This is a genomic window from Rhizobacter sp., assembly GCF_032229685.1.
GTDB lineage: Bacteria > Pseudomonadota > Gammaproteobacteria > Burkholderiales > Burkholderiaceae_C > LMDS01.
Genome location: NZ_JAVTWP010000010.1, coordinates 179,573 through 199,129, shown reverse-complemented (window position 1 = coordinate 199,129; position 19,557 = coordinate 179,573). Strand labels below are relative to the sequence as shown.

Sequence of the window (19,557 nt, the reverse complement as noted above, 5' to 3'; positions counted from 1 at the left end):
ATTCCTTGAATGCCCGAGGGCGGTGGAGGCTCACCGTCAGCACGGCGTGACGCCGCGGCGGGTGATGTCAGTCGGCGCGAATGCCCAGCGCATGAATCACCGGCTGCCAATAGCGCTGCTCCACCGCGATGCGCGCTGCGAGCGAGGCCGGCGTCGACGCCACGGCGCTCATGCCGGCCTGTGCAAACGTGGCCACCAGCGCCGGCCGCGCCATCGCCTCTTGCAGCACGAGCGCCTGGTTCGCGACCGCTTCTTTCGAACTGCCGCCCGGCGCGAAGAACGCGAACCATTCGGTGACAACGAGCTTCGGGTGGCCCTGTTCCACGAACGAAGGCACGTCGGGCAGATAGGTGCTGCGTGTCGGCCCCGAGGTGGCGAGCACGCGCAGGCGCCGTGTGGCATGGTGTTGCCGGAGCAGGCCTTCGGGCAGCACCAGCGCAGCGATCTGCCCACCGAGCAATGCGGTCACGGCAGGGGGGCCGCCCGAGTAGGCGATGTGCTGCCATGAGGCACCCGCTTCGTGGAACAGCATCGCTTCCAGCAGGTGCGGCAGCGTGCCGGTGCCGGGCGAGCCCACGTTCGCCAGCGCCGGGTTGCGGCGAATCCATTCGATGAACTCGGCGAGCGTCGTCACGTTGGCGGGCACGCCGGGCCCCACCGCCAGCGCGAGCGCCATCTCGCTGGCCAGCGACACCGGCTGCAGGTCCACGGCCGGGTCGTAGGCGAGCTTGGCGTAGAGATACGGGTAGACGGTGGCGATCGCGCCCTGTGCCAGCAACAGTGTCGAGCCGTCGGCGGGTGCGGATTTCAGCGCTCCGACACTGAGCTGGCCCGCCGCGCCCGGGCGGTTGTCGATCAGCGTCGGCTGGCCCGCTCCGGCAGACAGTTGCTCGCCCACGGCGCGCGCCACCAGGTCCGGGATGCTGCCGGCCGGCCCGCTGCAGAGAATGCGCATCGCCGCGTGGGTTGCTGCCTGTGCGCTGCGCCCGGGCATCCAGGCCGCCATCGGGGCGAACGCCAGTGCGCCGGCGCGCAAGAACTGGCGGCGTGGTGTCGAGTGTTCAAGAGTGCTCATGGTGTCCTCAGGGGCGGCGCGCCGCCGTGATCAGCAGTTCGTTGGGGCCTTCCCAGCCCGTGGGCGTGGTGAAGGCGTCGAGTTGCTCCTTGATGTCGTCCCACGCGGCCCGGGCGCCCTGTTCGCCGAGGCTGGCGAGGATCTGCAGGATCGGGCTGGCCGAACTGCGCACGAAGCTCAGGTAGTGCTCGACCGACGGCATGCGGAAGACCGCGTCCACCGCCGTCGTGCCGACATCGCAGAAGCCCGCCGCCCGAAACAGCTCGTCGATGCGACGCGGCTGCCCGAGGCTGAACAGGCTGCCGGGCGCGAACGGGTCGCGCGCTGGCAACCCGGCGTGGCGCAGCGCCGTGGCCATCAGGATCGACACGCACGGGTTCTTCTGCGGCACCGAGAACACCACGGTGCACACGCCGCCGCCGGGCCGCAGCGCGCGGTGCATTTCGCGCAGGCCCTGCAGGGGGTTCGGGAACAGCATCAGGCCGAGCCGACACACCGCCGCGTCGAACGAAGCTTCTTCCACGCCCAGGTCTTCGCCATCTGCCACGCGGCACTGCACCTGCGTGAAGCCGGCGCGCCGCGCGCGGTCTTGGGCGAAAGCCACGATGGCCGGAGCCAGATCGGTCGCCACGACAGCGCCGGCCGGGCCGACGCGCTCCGCCAGGTCGAGTGCCTGGTCACCGGCCCCGGCCGCCACGTCGAGCACCCGTGAGCCCGGTGCCACACCGGCCATCGCGATCATCGCGTCGGTGGCGCTGCGCAACCAGGCGCGGATGGCGGGCGAATGCGCGTCCCAGCCGCCGGCCGCGGCGTTCCAGTGGTCGCGCGCTGCGGCCTTGAAGGCCTGTGTATCTTCTTCGGATGTGTTCATGCCTGCAGCGTAGGCGCCGCCATGCATCGGCGTAACCCGCAAAGCTGCAGAATCGGGGCCGCAATGGCGCATACCCCGCAAGACTTCGACTGGGACGACCTCAAGCACCTGCTGGCCGTGGCACACCATGGCAGCACGCTGGCGGCGGGGCGCGCGCTCGGCATGGACCAGTCCACCGTGCAGAGGCGGCTGGCCGAACTGGAGCGCCGTTTCGGCCAGGCGCTGGTGCAGCGGCAGCCGAGCGGCTACCGGCTCACGGCGTTCGGGCTCGCGCTGCTGCCGCATGCGCAGCGTGTCGAAGAAGCGGTGGCGGCGTTCAAGCTGCAACTCGCCACGGCCGCGGCCGATGTGTCGGGCGTGATCCGCGTGACCTGCCCGGAGCCCATCGTCTACCGGATCACGCAGTCCACGCTGCTGCAGCGCTTCAGCGAGCGCCACCCGGCGCTGCAGGTGCATTTCGTGATGAGCGACAAGTACGTCGACCTCGCCAAGGGTGAAGCCGACGTGGCCCTGCGCTCCGGCGACACCGACGACGGCGAGCTCGTCGGCCGCAAGATCGGCGATTCGGTCTGGGCGGTCTACGCCAGCACGAACTACATCGAGCGCCACGGGCGGCCGCAGCGCGTCGAAGACCTGGCGAGCCATGCGCTCGTCGGCTTCGACGACACCATGGCCAAGCACCGCATCGCCGCGTGGCTGCGCAAGGTCGCACCGGGCGTGGAGCTGGCCGCGCGCAGCAGCAGCGTTCTGGGTCTGGTCTATTCCGCCAAGGCGGGCGTCGGCGTGGCTCCGTTGCCGATCGCGCTCGGCGACGCCGAACCCGATCTCGTTCGCGTGATCGAGCCGGTCGCCGAACTCTCACGCATCTGGCGCATGCTGACGACGGCGGAGTTGCGGCACACGCCGCGCGTGGCCGCATTCTTCGATTTCATCGTGGACGAGATCGACACGCTGCGCCCGATCATCACCGGCTGAGCTGGCTGTAAGGTTGCCCGCCCGCGCGCGACTACGCGGTCGACCCTTCAACCCCAGGAGCAAAGACGATGACAAAGCTGACTTCTCCCGCCGTGTTCGCGGCCATCGCCGTTTCGACTTTGAACGCCTGGGCGCAATCGCCAGCAGACGCGCCGGTCGACCCAAGCGCCTTTCTGAACCAGTTCGAAGCCACCTTCGGCAAGTTCGAGGGCTTCCGGCGCTCCGGCGCCAAGGGCGTTTGCGCGGTCGGCGAATTCGTGGGCACGGCAGACGCACGCGCCTTGTCCACCACCTCGGCCTTCAGTGGCAAGCCGGTCCCGGTGGTGGTGCGCTTCTCGGTGGGCGGCGCCAACCCGAAAGCGCCTGACAACGCCAAGTCGCAACGCAACCTGGCGCTGCAGTTCAACCTGCCTGATGGCGAGCTCTGGCAGATGGGCAACATCTCTGCGCCGGTGTTCGGCGCGTCGACGCCGCAGCAGTTCTACGGCCGCCTGGCCTCATTGCAGCCCGACCCGGCGACCAAGATGCCCGACGCCGCCAAGGTCAAGGCCTTTGCCGACGCCAACCCCGAAGTGCTGCTGCAGGGCAAGTACTACGCCTCGCAGCCTGTGCCGGCCAGTTTCGGCGCGGTCAACTATTGGGGCGTGCACGCCTTCGGCTTCGTCAACGCCGCTGGCAACAAGCAGTTCGGCAAGTGGATCTTCGAGCCCGTGGGCGGCGTGCAGAGCCTGAGCGACGACGAAGCCAAGGCCAAGGGCCCGGTCTTCCTGTTCGACGAGTTGCGCCAGCGGGTGAAGGACGGCAAGGTCGCTTTCAACTTCAACCTGGAACTCGCCCAGGCCGGCGACAAGATCGACAGCGCCACCGTGCCGCTGCCCGAAGGCCGCAAGAAGGTCAACCTGGGCCTGCTGAAGATCACCTCGGTCGCTGAAGACGCCGGCGGCCCGTGCCTGACGATCACCTACAACCCGATGGTGCTGCCCAAGGGGGTGGAGCCGTCGGCCGACCCGATGATCGTGGCCCGGGCTGCGCCGTATGGCGTGGGGCTGGGGCGCCGTTTGACGGAAGGCGCGAAGCAGCAGTAAGCGGCGTCACGGCCCGGTGCTGGCCAGGCGCGGGGCGCCGGCTTCGGCCAGCAAGCGCTGCGCCTCGCCCACGATCGCGTCGGCCGTGATCCCGAAGTGCCGGTACAGCGTTTCTGCCGGCCCCGAGGCGCCGAAGCCGGTCATGCCGACGAAGCCGCCGCGGTCGCCCAGCCAGCGGTCCCAGCCGAAACGCAGTGCGGCCTCGCAGCCCACGCGCACCGAGCCCACCGGGCCGAGCACGCTGGCGCGGTAGGCCGTGTCTTGCGCACCGAACAGCTCCCAGCTCGGCATCGAGACCACCGCGGTCGGCGTGCCGGCGCGCTGGAGCTGATCGCGCGCAGCGAGTGCGAGCACGACCTCGGAGCCGGTGGCAAGCAACGTGACCTGGCGCGCACCGCCTTCGGCCTCGGCCAGCACATAGGCCCCGCGCCTCGACAGATTGGTGGCGCCCGGGTCGCGCCGCACGTGCGGCAGCGCCTGGCGCGCGAAGACCAGCGTCGACGGGCCGCTGCGGTGTTCGAGCGCGACCTCCCAGCACTCGGCCGCTTCCACCGCGTCGGCGGGGCGCAGCACCAGCATGTTGGGCATCGCGCGCAGCGAAGCGAGGATCTCCACCGGCTGGTGCGTGGGCCCGTTGCGGCCGATGCCGATCGAGTCGTGGCTGAAGACGAACTTGACCGGCAGTTTCATCAACGCGGCCATGCGCATGGCCGGGCGTTCGTAGTCCGAGAACGCGAGGTAGGTGACCGCCAGCGGCACCACGCCGCCGTGCGCCGCCATGCCGTTGACCATGCCGCCCATCACGTGCTCGCGCACACCGCAGTGAACGTAGGCGCCGCTGCGGTCTTCGGCGGTGAAGGCGGTGAGACGGCGTTTGTGGTTCGTGGGTGCTTCGAGGTCGGCACACGCGACCACACGCTCCGGCATCAGGTCGACCAGCGCATCGTTGATCTCGGCGGAGATGAAGATGCCGCTCGCCAGCGGTTCACGCTGTGCGGCACCGCACTTGTATTTCGTCAGCACCTCGCGCCAGCCTTCCGGCAACTCACCGGAAACGATGCGTTCGAACTCGGCCCGCGCCGCGGCGGGCAGGGCGGCGACGCGCCGCGCCCAGTCGGCGCGCTCGCCGCGGTGGCGCCGGCCGGCTTCGCGCCACGGCGCGAGCACGTCGGCGGGCACCTCGAACGGTGCGTGCGACCAGCCGAGCAGTGCGCGCGCTGCGGCCGCGTCTTCGGGCAAGAGCTTGCCGCTGTGGCCGCCACGCTGGCCTTGCAGCCGCGCGATGCCGCGTGCGATGACGGTGCGGCACGCGAGCAGCGAAGGCCGCGGGTCGGCCTTGGCCGCCGCGATCGCGGCCGACACCGCTTCGAGGTCGTGGCCGTCCACGGCCACCACGTGCCAGCCGGCCACTCTGAAGCGCTCGGCCACGTCTTCGCTGATCGACAGGTCGGTCGTGCCGTCGTCGGTGATGCGGTTGTCGTCCCACAGCAGCGTGAGCTTGCCCAGGCGCAGGTGGCCGGCGAGCGAGATCATTTCCTGGCCGATGCCTTCCTGCAGGCAACCGTCGCCGACGAAGGCCCAGGTGCGGTGGTCGACGATGCCGGGCCCGAAGCGTGCGTTGAGAAACGCTTCGGCCACCGCCATGCCGAAGGCGTTGGCGATGCCCTGGCCGAGCGGGCCGGTGGTGACCTCGATGCCCGAAGCGATGTCGATCTCGGGGTGGCCTTCGCAGCGCGAGCCGAAGTCGCGGAATGTGCTGATCTGCTCGATGCCGAAGTGTTCGTAGCCACTCAAATGCAGCAGCGCGTAGAGCAGCATCGAGCCGTGGCCGTTCGACAGCACCACGCGGTCGCGGTCGGGCCAGGCCGGGTCGGCGGCGTCGAACTTCAGGTGCCGCGTGTAGAGCGCGGTGGCGATCTCGGCCATGCCGAGCGGCACGCCCTGGTGGCCTTCACCGGCCCGCACGATGGCGTCGATGGCGAGAAAGCGGATCGCGTTGGCGAGCGGTGACGGGGTGGGTTCGGGCATGGTTTCACTCCGGCGGGCAGATGCGGCGGGCCGTCAGCCCAGCCACGACTTGATGCGTGCGCCGAGCGTCTCGCGGCTGATGCCGTAACGGTCGTGCAAGGTCGGCAGCGCGCCGGCATCGAGAAAGGCGTCGGGCAGGCCGGCGAGCTGAAAGCCGGCCGGTTGCACACGGTGGCGCAGCAGCGTGCTCGCCACGGCCTCGCCCAAGCCGCCGATCACGGAATGGTTCTCGGCCACGACGACGAGCCGGTGCTTGTAGCGCACGGCCTCGACGATCGCGGCTTCGTCGAGCGGCTTGATCGTGGGGCAGTGCAAGACCGCCACGCCGACCTTGTCGGTCGCCAGGTCGGCCGCCACTTCGAGCGCGCGCATCGTCATGATGCCGCTCGAGATGACCAGCACTTCGGCGCCTTCGCGCAGCAGCTTGGCCTTGCCCAGCTCGAAGCGGTAGCCCTCGATCTCGTCGAGCACCATCGGCACACCGCCACGCAGCAGGCGCATGTAGACCGGGCCCTTGTGCGCCGCGATCTGCGGCACGGCCTGCTCGATGTCGAGCGCGTCGCAGGGGTCGACGATGGTCAGGCCCGGAATGCCGCGCATCATCGCCAGGTCTTCGGTGGCCTGGTGGCTCGGTCCGTAGCCGGTGGTCAGGCCGGGCAGGGCGCAGCAGATCTTGACGTTCAGGTTCTCTTCGGCGATCACCTGATGGATGAAGTCGTAGGCGCGGCGCGTGCCGAACACCGCGTAGGTGGTGGCGAAGGGCACCATGCCCTCTTTGGCCATGCCGCCGGCCGCACCCATCAACAGCTGCTCGGCCATGCCCATCTGGAAAAAGCGCTCGGGGTAGGCCTGCGCGAACAAGTGCAGGTCGGTGTACTTGGCCAGGTCGGCCGTGAGGCCCACGACTTCGGGGCGGGTGGCCGCGTACTCGACCAGCGCCTTGCCGAACGGCGCCGCCTTCACGCGCTGCCCTTCGGAGGCGATCGAGGCGATCATCGCCGAGGTGGTGAGCTTGGGCTTCTTCTCTGCAACGGGCGTGTTCATGCCAGCGCTCCTTCGTTCTTGGCGGTCGGGGCGTTCGCGTCGACGATGCCGAGGGCCTCTTGCCATTCGGGCGGGTCGACGCGGATGAAGTGGTTCTTCTCGCGCTGCTCGAGGAAGGGCACGCCCTTGCCCATCAGCGTGTCGAACAGGATCACGCGCGGCTTCGGCTCGGCCAGCGCGCGCGCGGCGTCGAACGCGGCCAGCACGGCGGGCAGGTTGTTGCCGTCGACACGCTGCACGTGCCAGCCGAACGCGGCCCACTTGTCAGCGAGCGGCTCGAAGCCCAGCACCTTGCCCGAGGGGCCGTCGGCCTGCTGGTTGTTCACGTCGACGAGGCAGATCAGGTTGTCGAGCTTGTGATGCGGCGCAGCCATCGCCGCTTCCCATGTGGAGCCCTCGTCGAGCTCGCCGTCGGACATCGAGTTGTAGACGAAGGCCGGGTTGCCCTTGAGTTTGAGCGCGAGCGCGATGCCCACGCCGATGATGAGCCCCTGGCCGAGCGAGCCGCCTGAGATTTCCATGCCCGGCGTGTAGGTGGCCATGCCCGACATCGGGAGGCGGCTGTCGTCGCTGCCGTAGGTTTCGAGCTCGCTCTCGGGGATCACGCCGGCTTCGATCAGCGCCGCGTAGTGCGCAATCGCGTAGTGACCGTGCGAGAGCAGGAAGCGGTCGCGGCCCTCCCACTCCGGCTCGGCGGGGCGCAGCTTCATGGCGTGGCAGTAGGCCACCGCCAGCACGTCGGCCCAGCCGAGCGCCTGGCCGATGTAGCCCTGGCCTTGCACTTCGCCCATGCGCAGCGCGTAGCGGCGGATGCGGTGGGCGGCCTGAGCCAGCGCCGGCAGTCTTGCATCGGCAGTCGATGTCATGGAGTCTGTCCTTTCAGCGGGAACGAATTCGGTTCGGGGTTCACTTCAGAATGCTCGCGGGCACGTAGGAGACGAGGGCAAGCACACCGAACGCGACCAGATAGAACGGCCCCAGCTCGCGCACCGTCTGGCCCACTTTCACCTTGGCCAGCGCGCTCGTGATGAACAGCGTGGTGCCGACCGGGGGCGTGTACAGGCCGATCGCGAGGTTCACGACCATCATGATTCCGAGCTGCGTCATGTCCATGCCGATGCTGTTGGCGAGCGGCACGAACACCGGCGTGAGCAGCAGCACGGCCGCGGGCAGGTCGATGAACATGCCGAGGAACAGCATCAGCAGGTTCATCATCAGGATCACCAGCCACTTGGCATGCACGTTGGCCTGCACCCAGGCCGCGATGCCCTGCGGCATCTGGTCGAAGGTGAGCAGCCAGCCGATCGCGGCCGACGCCATGATCACGAGCAGCACCACACCGGTGGCCAGGCCTGCCTGCACCACGGCGTCGTTCAGGCGGCGCCAGCCCAGGTCACGGTAGATCAGCACCGACACCACGCCGGCATAGAGCGTCGACAGCACGGCCACTTCGGTGGGCGTGGCGATGCCGAAGCGCAGGAAGATGATGATCAGTACCGGCAGCAGGATCGCCGGCGCCGCGTAGGCCATGTGGCGGCGGAAAGCCGCACCGTCGAAACGCGAGGTGTCACGCGGGAAGTTGCGGCGGCGCCCGACCCACCAGCACGCGAACATGAAGCCGGCACACATCACCAGGCCCGGCAGCACGCCAGCGACGAACAGCGATGCGATCGACGCGTTCGAGCTCAGCGCGAACAGGATCATCGGGATCGACGGCGGGATCAGGATGTCGATCGTGGCCGCGGCCGCGAGCGTGGCGGCCGAGAACGCGGCCGGGTAACCGAGGCGCTTGTGCCAGGGGATCATCAGCGAGCCGATCGCCGAAGCGTCGGCCACCGCCGAACCCGACACACCGCCGAACAGCGTGGACGAGAGCACGCCCACCTGCGCCGGGCCGCCATGAAAGCGCCCGATCAGCGCCGAGAGCACGCCGACCAGCGCTTCGCCGAGCTTGCCGCCCATCATCAGCGAGCCGGTCAGCATGAAGAACGGAATGGCGATCAGCGGAAAGCTCTGCACCTGCGCGACCATCTGTTGCACCAGCAGGTCGAGCGGCACCTTGTCGGAAGCCGCCGCAGCGGCCATGGCCGCCACCAGCAGCGCGTGCGCGATCGGCATCGCGATGACCGCGGCGAACATGAAAACGACGAGGATCAATGCACTCATGGTGTCTCCTGGGTGTGCCGCGTGATCACCAGTGCGCCACCGGCACCTGGGGGTCGCCTTCGACGGGTACGACCGGCGCTGCGCGCCAGGTGCGCCAGGCCGACTGCAGCGCCAGCACCGCCAGCAGCACCATGCCGACCATCACGCAGCCGTAGGTGATGGAGCCGGGCAGTTGCAGGATCGGGCTCTTCTCGTCGTGCACGATCTCCAGCATGCGCAGCGTCGCGAATGCCAGCGTCGCGTACAGCCCGGCCACGACGAGCCAGCTCACCACCGCGACGACACGCTGCACACGCGGCGGCAGCGAATCCATCAGGAACGTGGTGGCGATGTGCGCGCCCTGCTGCGCCGCGAGCACCACGCCGCACATCACGAGCCAGGGGAACAGCAGCTCCGGCACCTCGTTGGCCCACTGCAGGCTCGAGCCGGTCGCGTAACGCAGAGCGGTGTTGGCGCACAGGATCACGAAGATCACAGTGGTCGTCACCCAGAGCACGGTCTTGCACACGAGGGCGATGGCGTGGTCGACCACGCCGGGTTTGTCGGCTTGCATGGAGGTCTCCTCCGGTGGCGCGGGGCGGTGGCGCCGCTGGCGCACCGCCTTCGGCCGGGTTTACTTGGCGCGCGCGGCGGCGATCACCTTCTTGACGTAGGGGCCGATCGGGCCGGCCATCCACTTGTCGTCGACCGAGGCGGTGCCCTTCTCGAATGCGGCCTTGTCGACCGTGTCGACGCGCACGCCCTTCGCCTTCAGGTCGGCCACGAGCTTCTCGTCGGACTCCTGCGACAGCTTGCGCTGCATCGCGGTGGCTTCGGCGGCGGCTTCCTGCACCGCCTTGCGGTCGGCTTCGGAGAGCTTGTCCCAGCTGCGCTTGCTCATCAGGAACGGCGTCATCTCGTACTTGTGGCCGGTCAGCGAGATGAACTTCTGCACTTCGTAGAGCTTGCTGGCGTGGATGTTCATCAGCGGGTTCTCCTGCCCGTCGACCACACCCTGCTGCAAGGCCACGTAGAGCTCGGCGAACTTGATCTGCTGCGCTTCGGCGCCGAGCGCCTGCATGATGTCGACGGTGACCGCGTCGGGCGGGGTGCGCATCTTCAGGCCCTTCAGGTCTTCGGGCTTGAGCAGCGGCTTCTTGCTGTTGCTCATGTGGCGCACGCCGTTGTCCCAGTAACCCAGCACGACCATGCCCTTCTCGGCGCTGCGTTCGGCGAGCTCCTTGCCGAGCGGGCCGTCGAGCACCTTCCAGGCCTGCGGCAGGTTGGCAAACAGGAAGGGCATGCCGAAGGCGGCGTACTCGGGCACCGCGTTGGCCACCGCGCCCTGCGAGTTGGCCGACATGTCGAGCGCGCCGGTGCGCAGCGCGGTCAGCATCGCGGCGTCGTCGCCGAGTTGCGCCGAAGGCGCCACCTGCACCTCGATGCGGCCGTTGGTCTTGGCCTTGAGCACATCGGCGAACTTCACGGCCGCTTCGTGGCGCGGGTTGCCCGGCGCGGCGCCGTGGCCGAGCGTGAGCTTCACGGTCTGGGCCTGGGCGGCGAGTGCGAGCAAGGTGCCGGCGGCGAGGGCGACGGTGCCGCGGATGAATGTGTGGCGTTGCATGGCTTGTCTCCTGGTTCTGGTTATGTGAAAGGCGGGTCAGTGGATCAACATGCCGCCGTTGACGTCGAGCGTCACGCCGGTCAGGTACTTGGCCAGGTCGCTGGCGAGGAAGACGACGCAGCCGGCCACGTCGTTCGGCTCGCCGATGCGGTTCAGCGGAATGCCTTCGAGAATGCCCTTCATGCGGTCTTCGGGGATCAGGCCCTTGTTGATGTCGGTCGCGATCAGGCCAGGCGTCACGCAGTTGACGCGGATGTTGTCGATGCCGTATTCACGCGCCATGGCGCGGGCCAGGCCGAGCACGCCGGCCTTGGCGGCCGAGTAGTGCGGCCCGCCGAGGATGCCGCCGCCGCGTTGCGCGCTGACCGACGAGATGCAGACGATCGCGCCCGACTTCTGCTGCTGCATCGTCGGCAGCACGGCCTGCGATGCGTACAGCGTGCCACGCAGGCTCACGTCGAGCACCGCGTCGTAGTCGGCGCCGGTGATGTCGAGCGTCTTGCGCGGCTGCGTGATGCCGGCGTTGTTGACGAGCACGTCGATGCGGCCCAGCGTCTTGCGGATCTGCGCCACGGCGGCGTCGCACGAAGCCTTGTCGGTCACGTCGGCCACCAGGCCGAGGTGGCCCTCGCCCAGGCGGGCGGCGGCCGCGGCCGGTTCGGCGCGGGCCAGGTCGAGGATGACGACGCGGGCGCCATAGGCGGCCATCTGCTTGGCGGTGGCGAAGCCGAGGCCGTTGAGGCCGGCGCCGCCGGTGATCACCGCGACCTTGTCCTTGAGCAGCATGTGGGGGTCTCCAGAGTTTGTTGAGCGAGTGGCAGCATCTTCTGGAAATGTTTGGTTGACGACAAGCGAAGAGTTTTCAGCCTAAGATGACAAAGCTTCATCTAACGACCGGGTTGCCCCCATGTCCGCTCTGCCTCCCACCGCCAGCCTGCAGGCTTTCGAGGCCGTGGCGCGGCGCCGCAGCTTCGCGCTGGCCGCCACCGAACTGCACGTCACCGCGTCGGCCATCAGCCACCAGGTGGCCCGGCTCGAATCGCAGCTGGGTGTGCGCCTGCTCGAACGCAGCGCGCACGGTGTGCGCTTGAGCGCGGCGGGCGAGCAGTACCTGTCGCGCGTCTCGGGCGCGCTCACCGCCATCGGCGCGGCCACCGACGACGTGAAGCAGGGCGTGGCCAACAGCCTGTACGTGCACAGCTCGCCGAGCATCGCCACGCTGTGGCTGATGCCGCGGCTGCCGGCCTTCGCGCAGGCCAACCCGGCGATCGCGCTGAACCTGTCTGCCGCGCACATCCACAGCGACTTCGCGCTCGGCCAGGCCGACCTCGACATCCGCTACGGTGTGCCGCGCTGGCCCGACCTGGTGGTCGAGCCGCTGTTCGAAGAACGCATCCTGCCGCTCGCGAGCCCGGCCTTCATCCGCGCGCACCGGCTCAAGCGCGTCGAGCAGCTGCTCGATGCACCGCTGATCCAGAGCAACGTGAACGTGGTGCAGTGGAACGACTGGTTCGGCGAGTTCTCCGACAAGCGGCCACCGGAGCGCTTCAGCCTGCGCTTCGACCGCGCGCAAATGGCGATGGACGCCGCGATCCTCGGCCTGGGCGTGGCACTCGAAAGCGCCACGATCGCCGGCCGGCATCTGCACGAAGGCACGCTGCGGCCGATCTTCGGCTACGAAAAGTCGGTGCGCGTGAAAGCGCACTTCGTGGTCTACCCCGCGCGCCACGGCAAGCGCCCGCCGGTCGACGCCTTTCTGGCGTGGATTCACGCCGAAGCGGCGCGCACGGCACAGCTGCCGGGCCGATGACCGTGAACCTGCCGATGCGCGTGTACGATCGATCCATCTGAACTGCGGCGCCTCTCGAGGCGATGGTGCAGCATGGGTTTCGAAGACCGCGAGTGGTACAAGAAAGAACAGAAGGCCAAGGCCCGGCGCGCGCGCGCGGCCGACAGGCCGCCGCGCTTCACGCCGCTGCGCATCGCGCTCGGCCTGGTGGCAGCGGCCACGCTGGCCTTCGCGGGGCTCGGCTGGATCGTCCATTCGCGCTCCGAGGCCGCGGCCGAGGCCAGGCTGCAGAGCCAGCCCAACATGCTCCAGCAGTCGCAGAACGAAGCGAAGAAGCTGCAGGCCGAAGCTGAAGAACGCGAGGCATCACGCAAGAGCCTGAGCCAGCAGCAGAGCGCACAACGTGCGCAGACCATCACCGCGCAGCAGCAGGCCGACGAAGAGGCGCGGCGCCTGGAGGCCGAGGCCGTCGACCGCAAGGCCAAGGCCTGGGAAAAGTTCTACCGCAAGCCCGCGGTCTGCAACGACGCGAACACGATGGACTGCGCCAACGCGTACATCCGCGCCAAACGCAGCTTCGAAGAAAAGTACGCGCGCGGCGAACTCTGACCGCTGTTCAGCCGCGCGGCTGCAATTGGCCGCGAACGTAGCGGTTCACGATCGTCTCGTCGCCGGGCCAGTGCTCCGGCGCCACCGCGGTGAGCTGGGCCTGGATGCAGAGCCAGCGCCCGTTCTCGCGCAGGTAGGTGTCGGTGTAGGTCGTCATGCCGGTGACTTCTTTTCCGCCGATGCGCCGCACGTACTTGTTGGTCGAACGCACCAGCGCCACGTCGCCGAACAGCGCGATGCTCTCGTCGCGCACGTCCCAGTACAGGATCACCTCGGGGTCGAAGCCGGTGGCCCAGTCGTGCAGGTAGGCCGCACGTTGTTCTCTTGCGCCGCCGGAGCCGATGCAGACGAAGCGTGGGTGCGTGATCGCTTCGTGCGAAGGCACGTCGTTGCTCACGAAGTTCTGGATGAAGCGGGCGTTGAGGGCGCGCAGGTCTTGCAGGTCGTGTTCTTCCGGGGTCATTGCATGGGTCTCCGCAGCAGGGTTCTGTCGGGTGCGCGCGGGCACCCTCGTGGTTCAACGCAAACCATCGTGCGAGCCGGACACCCGCGACCGCGCGTCGCATTCCGCGTTAGTCTTCTGCCCATGAACTGGCCCACGAAACTACCCCTGATCGCCATTCTTCGTGGTATTCGCCCGGAGCAGGCGCTTGCCCACACCGAGGCCTTGGTCGAAGCCGGTTTCGACGCGATCGAGATCCCGCTCAACTCGCCCGACTGGCAGACGAGCGTCCGCCAGGTGGCCACGCGTTTCGGCGCGCAGGCACTGATCGGCGGAGGCACGGTGCTGCGGCCCGAGCAGGCCGATGAGTTGGCCGAGGCGGGCGGCCAACTCGTGGTCACGCCCAACACCCGGCCTTCGTTGATCGCGCACGCCGTGCAGCGGGGCCTGTTCGTCGCAGCCGGGTTCGCGACCGCCAGCGAAGCCTTCGACGCGCTCGATGCCGGTGCACAGGCACTCAAGCTGTTCCCCGCCACCACCTACGGCTCGGCGCACGTGAAGGCCTTGCGGGCGGTGTTGCCGCCGGTGCCGCTGTTCGCGGTCGGTGGCATCACCCCCACGAACCTGGCCGACTACCTGCGCGCCGGCTGCATCGGTGCCGGCCTCGGCAGCGATCTCTACAAGCCCGACCAGGACCTGGCGCGCACCGTGCAGATGGCGCGTGCCTTCGTCGCTGCCTACCGCGAGGCCAGCGCATGATCGCCGTCGACTGGGGCACGAGCAGCTTCCGCGCGTACCGGCTCGATGCGGCTGGCGAAGTGATCGAACAACGCAGCGCCGCGGCCGGCCTGCTCGCCTGCGCGGGCCGCTTCGAGCCGATGCTCGTGCAGCAGCTCGCCGGTTGGCCCGACGAGCTGATCCTGATGGCCGGCATGATCGGCAGCCGCAACGGCTGGCATGAAGTGCCCTACGTGGCCTGCCCGGCGGGGCTGGGCGAGATCGCGGCCGGGCTGCTGCCCGTGCCTGCCCAGAGCCTGCCGGGCCGCCACGTGTTCATCGCGCCCGGCCTCAGCCACCGGCCCGGCAGCGGCGCGCCCGAAGTGATGCGCGGCGAAGAAACCCAGCTGATCGGCCTGTTCGAAGCGCTGCCCGGCGCGGGGCCGCACACCGTGTGCCTGCCCGGCACGCACAGCAAATGGGCCACCCTCGATGGCGGCCGCATCGGAGGCTTCCACACCGCGATGACCGGCGAGCTGTACGCGGTGCTCAAGCAGCACAGCCTGCTCGGCGCGCTGATGGACCACGAGGCGGGCGCCACGAACGAAGACGCGACGGCGTTCGAGCTCGGCGTGCGCACCAGCGTCGACGCCGGCGGGCTGCTCAACCACCTCTTCAGCGTGCGCACGCGTGGCCTGTTCGGCGAACTCTCGGCCGTGCAACTTCCGTCGTACCTGTCGGGCCTGTTGATCGGGCACGAACTGCAAGGCTTGCTGGCCGGAGCAGCGTGCGTGCACCTCATCGGCAGCGAAGCGCTGGTCCAGCGCTACCGGCAGGCGCTGGCACTGCGGGGTGTCGAGGGGCACCTGCACGGCGAAGCGCTCGCGGCGCGTGGGCTGTATCGCCTGGCCGGTGCGGCCGGGCTCGTCGAAGAAAGCTGAACCATGGAGCTGCAACTCACCGGCAAGCGTGCTCTCGTCACCGGCGGCAGCCGTGGCATCGGCAAGGCCATCGCGCGTGTGCTGGCGCACGAAGGGGCGCAGGTGGCGCTGCTCGCGCGCGACCCGCAAGTGCTGGCCGCGGCGGCAGCATCGACATCCTCGTGAACGCCGCCGCAGAGCCGGCGGGTTCGCTGCGCCGCCGCAACTGGCGGCGATCACCGGCGAGTTTTTCCACGCGGAGATGAACGTCAAGGTGATGGGTTACATCCGCTGCGCGCGCGAAGTGGCGGCAGGCATGCGCGCGAGCGGCCTCACGTGCACCGAGCGCACGGGCCGCTGGTGGCCGCACGCGCGGCAGCGCAAGGCCTGAGCGAGCGCGAGGTCGAAGCGGCGATGGCTTCGGGCAATTCGATCCAGCACCTGGTCGACGCACGCGAGGTGGCCGACGTGGTCGCGTTCCTGTGCTCGCCGAAATCGCGCGCGATCAACGGCGACGCGATCGCCGTGGGTGGCGGTGCGCCACGCAGCATCCACTACTGAACCCGGCGCAGGCGGCGGGCGCCCGCGCCGCAACGCGGTCAGTGGCCGGTCGGGTGGCCGTGCTGCGACTGCCCCAGCCAGTGCAACACGCTGGCATAGAAGCGCCGCGGCGACACCGGCTTGCTGACGTGGTCGTTCATGCCGGCGGCCAGACAGCGTTCACGGTCTTCGTCGAAGGCGTTGGCCGTCATCGCCAGGATGGGCAGCGACATGCGTCCGCCGAGCGCGCGAATGGCGCGGGTGGCTTCCAGGCCGTCCATGCGCGGCATCTGCATGTCCATCAACACCAGCGCGTAGACGCCGTTGCGCACGTGCTCGACGGCCTGCGCGCCATCGTCCACCACGTCGACGGCGAGGCCGGCACGCTGCAGCAGCTCGCGGGTCACTTCCTGGTTCACGAGATCGTCGTCGGCGAGCAGCACGCGGGTGCCGCCGAAGCGCCCCGCAAGCATCTGCTGAAGCTGAACCAGCGGTGAGCTAGGCAGCGTGTCGTCGACGGGCAGCACCGACCAGCGCGAAGCATGCGCCGCGCCTTCCGTCGCGGCCTCGTTCGGCCGCTCGAGCATCGCCGTCATCCAGAAGGTGCTGCCCGCGCCGGGCTCGCTGACCACACCCACGTCGCCGCCCATGCGCCGCGCCAGCCGGCGTGCGATCGCCAGGCCCAGACCGGTGCCGCCGAAGCGGCGCGAGGTCGAGTCGTCGGCCTGCGAAAACGACTGGAACAGGCGCGCCTGCTGTTCGGCGCTGAGGCCGATGCCCTCGTCTTTCACTTCGATGCGCAGCAGCAGCGGCCCGGCCCCGGCGCTGAGGTCGGCCGAGGGGTCGGCGCGGCGCGCGTGCACCGTGACCGCCCCGGCGTCGGAGAACTTGACCGCGTTGCCGATGAAGTTCAGCAGGATCTGCTCGAGCCGCAGCGGGTCGCCCACCAGCGTGGCGGGCAGGCCGGCTTCGATGCTGCTGCTCAGGCTGAGCGACTTGGCGTTGGCGCGCTCGCGCAGCATCGACAGCGTGTGCTCCATCAGCTCGGCGAGCTCGAACTCGTGCGACTCCAGCGTCAGCTGCCCGGCTTCGATCTTCGAGAGGTCGAGGATGTCGTTGATCAGCCCGAGCAGGTGACGCGCGGCGGCGCTCACTTTGTCGAGCCGCGCCAGCGCCGCAGGTTCGGTGGTGTCGGCCTGCAGCAGGTGCGTGAGGCCGATCACCGCGTTCAGTGGCGTGCGGATCTCGTGGCTCATGTTCGCCAGGAAGGTGCTCTTCGCGCGGTTCGCCGCTTCGGCCTGGTCGCGCGCCTGGGTGAGCGCGAGGTTCGCCTGGGCGAGTTCCTGCGTGCGCTCGTTCACCAGCGCTTCGAGGTGGTCGCGGTGCAGCGCGAGTTCGCGCTCGGCGAGCTTGCGCGGGCCGATGTCGGTGATCATCGCGAGGGCGCCCGTGTAGTGCCCGGCCGCGTCGCTCAGTGCGTTGGTGCTGATATGGGCCCAGAGGTCGCTGCCGTCCTTGCGCACAAAGCGGAAGTCGTGCTCCGCGGCGTGGCCCTCGCGCCTGTCGACGAGCTTGCGCTGCGCATCGGCGCGGTCTGCCTCTTCCATGAACGAAAGAAGCGGCGCGCCCATCATGTCTTCGGGGCGGTGGCCCAGCATTTGCGCCATCTTCGGGTTCACAAAGGTCGTGTTGCTGTCGGCGTCGATCAGCCAGATGCCTTCTTGCGAGGTCTCGACGATCTGGCGGTAACGCTCTTCGCTGGCGCGCAGGGTGGCTGCGGCATGGTGGCTTTCGGTGATGTCGTTGACGGTGAGGAAGGCGATCGTGCGGCCGGCGGGGTCGAGAATCTGCGAGCCGCCGTAACTGAAGATGCGCTCCCAGTCGATGTCCAGCCGGCGGATGCGCAGCGTCAGCCCGTTCAACTGCTCGCCGCGCAACAGCCGATAGATCGGCCACTCGGCCGTCTCGAGCGTGCGGCCTTCGAGCGTGCTGAGCGCGAACCGGCTCAGGAACTCGGGCCTCGAGATGTCGGGGTCGATACCGTACATGCGCAGGGCGGCGGGGTTCCACTCGAGGATGTTGGCGTCGCCGCTGTGCACGATGAGGCCTTCGCTCAGGTGGTCGATCACGGTCTGCAGCCGCTCGCGGCTCTGCTCGAGCTCGCTGCGCACGCGGTAGGCCTCGGTCACGTCACTGAACACGAGCACCACGCCTTCGATCTCGCCGCCGGCGTTGCGGATCGGGGCGGCGCTGTCGGCGATCTGGTACTCGTGCCCGTCGCGTGCCAGCAGCGCGGTGTGGTTCGCCAGGCCCACCACCTGGCCGTGTTCGAGCACCTTTCGCACCGGGTCGGTGGCCGGTTCGCGCGTCAGCGCATGCACGATGTGGAAGACCTGCGTCAGCGGCAGGCCGGTGGCGTCGGCCAGCGCCCAGCCGGTCAGGCGCTCGGCGGTGCTGTTCATGCGCACGACCCGGCCCTCGCGGTCGGTGGCGATCACGGCGTCGCCGATCGAGTTGAGCGTGATCGACAGGCTCTGCTCGTTTGCGCGCAGCTCGCGTTGCGCCTTGTCGCGTGCATCGAGCATGGCCTGGATGTCGTGGCCGAGCGCGTGCAGTTCCGGTGGCGCCGAGTCGAGATCGGGCGCCTGCAGGTCGAGCACCAGCAGTTGCGGCGAGCGCGTGGCGCGCTGCGTGAGCGCGGCGATGGCCTCGATCGGCTGCGCCGTGCGGCGCGCCGTCCACAAGGCCAGTGCCATGCCGAGCATCAGGGCGAACAGCGCCGTCACGATGCTGATCCACGCACGCTGGCGCACCGGGGCCAGCACTTCGCTGGTGGGAATGGCGACCACCACATGCCAGGGTGTGCCGGTGACCGGCGCCACGCCGTAGACGTGCTCCACGCCGCGTACGTCGTGCGACACGCCGCTCTTCGGTGTGTTCGAACCCAGCAGCGCCTGCCAGGACGCGCCGTCGAGCTTGCTGCCGATCAGCTTCGCCGGTTCGATGCTGCTGGCCAGCACCACGCCGTTCGCGCCGACGAGCTGCGCGCTGGCCTCGGCCGGCAAGGCGTCGGTGTCATTGAGCAGGCGCAGCCCGGCGAGGTCGATCGACAACGCCAACACCCCGGGCACGATACCGGCCGCGTCGGCCGGCAGGGGCTGCGCCACGAACAGGATCCAGCGGCCGGTGAACGCGCCGCGGATCACGCCGCCCACCGTGAAGCCGTTCGAAGCGAGCGTGGCGTCGAGGTAGAGCTTGGAGTCGACCTGCTGCGGCGCGCTCGGTGGCGGCCGCACCGCGCTGCAGGCCCGGCTGCCGTCGCGTCGCACCGTGAGCAGGTTGGTGTATTCGGGGAACAGGCCGCCGAAAGCGCCGAACACCGGGTCGCAGCGTTGTTCGTCGAGCAGGTTCTCGCTCGGGCGCTGGGCGGCCCAGGCCAGCAAGGCACGCGCACGCTGCAGGCGTTGCTCGGTCTGCTCGGCCACGGCACGCGCCGAGTGCAGCGCTTCGCCCGCAGCCTGCTCGGACTCGAGCCGCGCGTGGTTGATGATGTTGAAGACCACCAGCGCGATCAGCGGCAACGCCGCCACCAGCACCAGCAGTGCCAGTCTGGAACGCAGGGGCAGGGCGGCTTTCATCCGGTCGGCGGGCGCTCACGGGAGCCAGGGGCAGCGCAGAGTATGCATGGGCTGC

Annotated in this window: 20 protein-coding genes; 9 read left to right on the top strand and 11 right to left on the bottom strand. The window is 69.2% G+C overall.

The genetic code is table 11. The features are described from left to right. Window positions 1-67 precede the first annotated feature (67 nt). Both AC30PD_RS04545 and AC30PD_RS04540 read right to left on the bottom strand, forming a co-directional pair. Window positions 68-1,075 carry a tripartite tricarboxylate transporter substrate-binding protein gene (locus AC30PD_RS04545; protein ID WP_489534451.1) on the bottom strand — a complete coding sequence of 336 codons (1,008 nt, stop codon included), beginning with the start codon at window positions 1,073-1,075 and terminating at the stop codon, window positions 68-70. Window positions 1,076-1,082: 7 nt separating this feature from the next. After that, on the bottom strand, window positions 1,083-1,946 hold the full coding sequence (locus tag AC30PD_RS04540) for a class I SAM-dependent methyltransferase (RefSeq protein WP_489534450.1): 864 nt from the start codon (window positions 1,944-1,946) through the stop codon (window positions 1,083-1,085). Window positions 1,947-2,009: 63 nt separating this feature from the next. On the opposite strand from AC30PD_RS04540, the gene AC30PD_RS04535 reads away from it, so the two are divergent. Then, entirely contained in the window at window positions 2,010-2,921 is a 912-nt protein-coding gene (locus AC30PD_RS04535) for a LysR family transcriptional regulator (RefSeq protein WP_489534449.1), read from the top strand. Window positions 2,922-2,989: 68 nt separating this feature from the next. Then, complete coding sequence (locus AC30PD_RS04530; RefSeq protein ID WP_489534448.1) at window positions 2,990-4,006, top strand: catalase family peroxidase; 1,017 nt, start codon at window positions 2,990-2,992, stop codon at window positions 4,004-4,006. 6 nt (window positions 4,007-4,012) lie between these two features. Here the strand turns inward: AC30PD_RS04530 and AC30PD_RS04525 are convergent, their stop codons facing one another. Genes AC30PD_RS04525 through AC30PD_RS04495 form a run of 7 tightly spaced genes read right to left on the bottom strand, consistent with a single transcriptional unit; the run spans window position 4,013 to window position 11,633 of the window. Continuing rightward, window positions 4,013-6,034: a transketolase family protein gene (locus AC30PD_RS04525; protein ID WP_489534447.1), complete on the bottom strand. Its 2,022-nt coding sequence runs from the start codon at window positions 6,032-6,034 to the stop codon at window positions 4,013-4,015. A 33-nt stretch (window positions 6,035-6,067) separates the two neighbouring features. Continuing rightward, complete coding sequence (locus AC30PD_RS04520; protein ID WP_489534446.1) at window positions 6,068-7,078, bottom strand: transketolase family protein; 1,011 nt, start codon at window positions 7,076-7,078, stop codon at window positions 6,068-6,070. Continuing rightward, a complete protein-coding gene (locus AC30PD_RS04515) occupies window positions 7,075-7,944 on the bottom strand; it encodes a transketolase (RefSeq protein WP_489534445.1) in 870 nt (289 codons plus the stop codon). Before AC30PD_RS04515 ends, AC30PD_RS04520 begins: the two co-directional genes overlap by 4 nt. A 40-nt stretch (window positions 7,945-7,984) precedes the next feature. Then, window positions 7,985-9,244 (bottom strand): TRAP transporter large permease, encoded by a 1,260-nt coding sequence (locus tag AC30PD_RS04510; protein ID WP_489534444.1) that lies wholly within the window; start codon window positions 9,242-9,244, stop codon window positions 7,985-7,987. A 25-nt stretch (window positions 9,245-9,269) separates the two neighbouring features. After that, a complete protein-coding gene (locus tag AC30PD_RS04505) occupies window positions 9,270-9,797 on the bottom strand; it encodes a TRAP transporter small permease (RefSeq protein ID WP_489534443.1) in 528 nt (175 codons plus the stop codon). Window positions 9,798-9,857: 60 nt separating this feature from the next. After that, window positions 9,858-10,847, bottom strand: coding sequence for a TRAP transporter substrate-binding protein (locus tag AC30PD_RS04500; RefSeq protein ID WP_489534442.1), 990 nt, complete (start codon window positions 10,845-10,847; stop codon window positions 9,858-9,860). Window positions 10,848-10,883: 36 nt separating this feature from the next. Beyond that, on the bottom strand, window positions 10,884-11,633 hold the full coding sequence (locus tag AC30PD_RS04495) for an SDR family NAD(P)-dependent oxidoreductase (protein WP_489534441.1): 750 nt from the start codon (window positions 11,631-11,633) through the stop codon (window positions 10,884-10,886). A 121-nt stretch (window positions 11,634-11,754) separates the two neighbouring features. Here AC30PD_RS04495 and AC30PD_RS04490 point away from each other — a divergent pair, with 121 nt between their 5' ends. Together AC30PD_RS04490 and AC30PD_RS04485 are read left to right on the top strand one after the other, a co-directional pair. Then, window positions 11,755-12,657, top strand: a complete 903-nt coding sequence (locus AC30PD_RS04490; protein ID WP_489534440.1) for a LysR substrate-binding domain-containing protein — start codon at window positions 11,755-11,757, stop codon at window positions 12,655-12,657. A gap of 72 nt (window positions 12,658-12,729) precedes the next feature. After that, on the top strand, window positions 12,730-13,245 hold the full coding sequence (locus AC30PD_RS04485) for a hypothetical protein (protein ID WP_489534439.1): 516 nt from the start codon (window positions 12,730-12,732) through the stop codon (window positions 13,243-13,245). Between the two features lie 7 nt (window positions 13,246-13,252). Here the strand turns inward: AC30PD_RS04485 and AC30PD_RS04480 are convergent, their stop codons facing one another. Beyond that, window positions 13,253-13,708 carry a nuclear transport factor 2 family protein gene (locus AC30PD_RS04480; protein ID WP_489534438.1) on the bottom strand — a complete coding sequence of 152 codons (456 nt, stop codon included), beginning with the start codon at window positions 13,706-13,708 and terminating at the stop codon, window positions 13,253-13,255. A gap of 123 nt (window positions 13,709-13,831) precedes the next feature. On the opposite strand from AC30PD_RS04480, the gene AC30PD_RS04475 reads away from it, so the two are divergent. From AC30PD_RS04475 to AC30PD_RS04455, 5 genes are all read left to right on the top strand, one after another. Further along, window positions 13,832-14,446, top strand: coding sequence for a 2-dehydro-3-deoxy-6-phosphogalactonate aldolase (locus tag AC30PD_RS04475; RefSeq protein ID WP_489534437.1), 615 nt, complete (start codon window positions 13,832-13,834; stop codon window positions 14,444-14,446). Next, window positions 14,443-15,345, top strand: a complete 903-nt coding sequence (locus tag AC30PD_RS04470; protein WP_489534436.1) for a 2-dehydro-3-deoxygalactonokinase — start codon at window positions 14,443-14,445, stop codon at window positions 15,343-15,345. Before AC30PD_RS04475 ends, AC30PD_RS04470 begins: the two co-directional genes overlap by 4 nt. Before the next feature lie 3 nt (window positions 15,346-15,348). Next, window positions 15,349-15,510 (top strand): SDR family NAD(P)-dependent oxidoreductase, encoded by a 162-nt coding sequence (locus AC30PD_RS04465; protein ID WP_489534435.1) that lies wholly within the window; start codon window positions 15,349-15,351, stop codon window positions 15,508-15,510. A gap of 76 nt (window positions 15,511-15,586) precedes the next feature. Further along, window positions 15,587-15,715: a hypothetical protein gene (locus tag AC30PD_RS04460; protein WP_489534434.1), complete on the top strand. Its 129-nt coding sequence runs from the start codon at window positions 15,587-15,589 to the stop codon at window positions 15,713-15,715. Further along, window positions 15,685-15,885, top strand: a complete 201-nt coding sequence (locus AC30PD_RS04455) for an SDR family oxidoreductase (RefSeq protein ID WP_489534433.1) — start codon at window positions 15,685-15,687, stop codon at window positions 15,883-15,885. The genes AC30PD_RS04460 and AC30PD_RS04455 overlap by 31 nt, the downstream gene beginning before the upstream one ends. Before the next feature lie 38 nt (window positions 15,886-15,923). Here the strand turns inward: AC30PD_RS04455 and AC30PD_RS04450 are convergent, their stop codons facing one another. Further along, complete coding sequence (locus AC30PD_RS04450; RefSeq protein ID WP_489534432.1) at window positions 15,924-19,502, bottom strand: PAS domain S-box protein; 3,579 nt, start codon at window positions 19,500-19,502, stop codon at window positions 15,924-15,926. Between the last annotated feature and the right edge of the window lie 55 nt (window positions 19,503-19,557).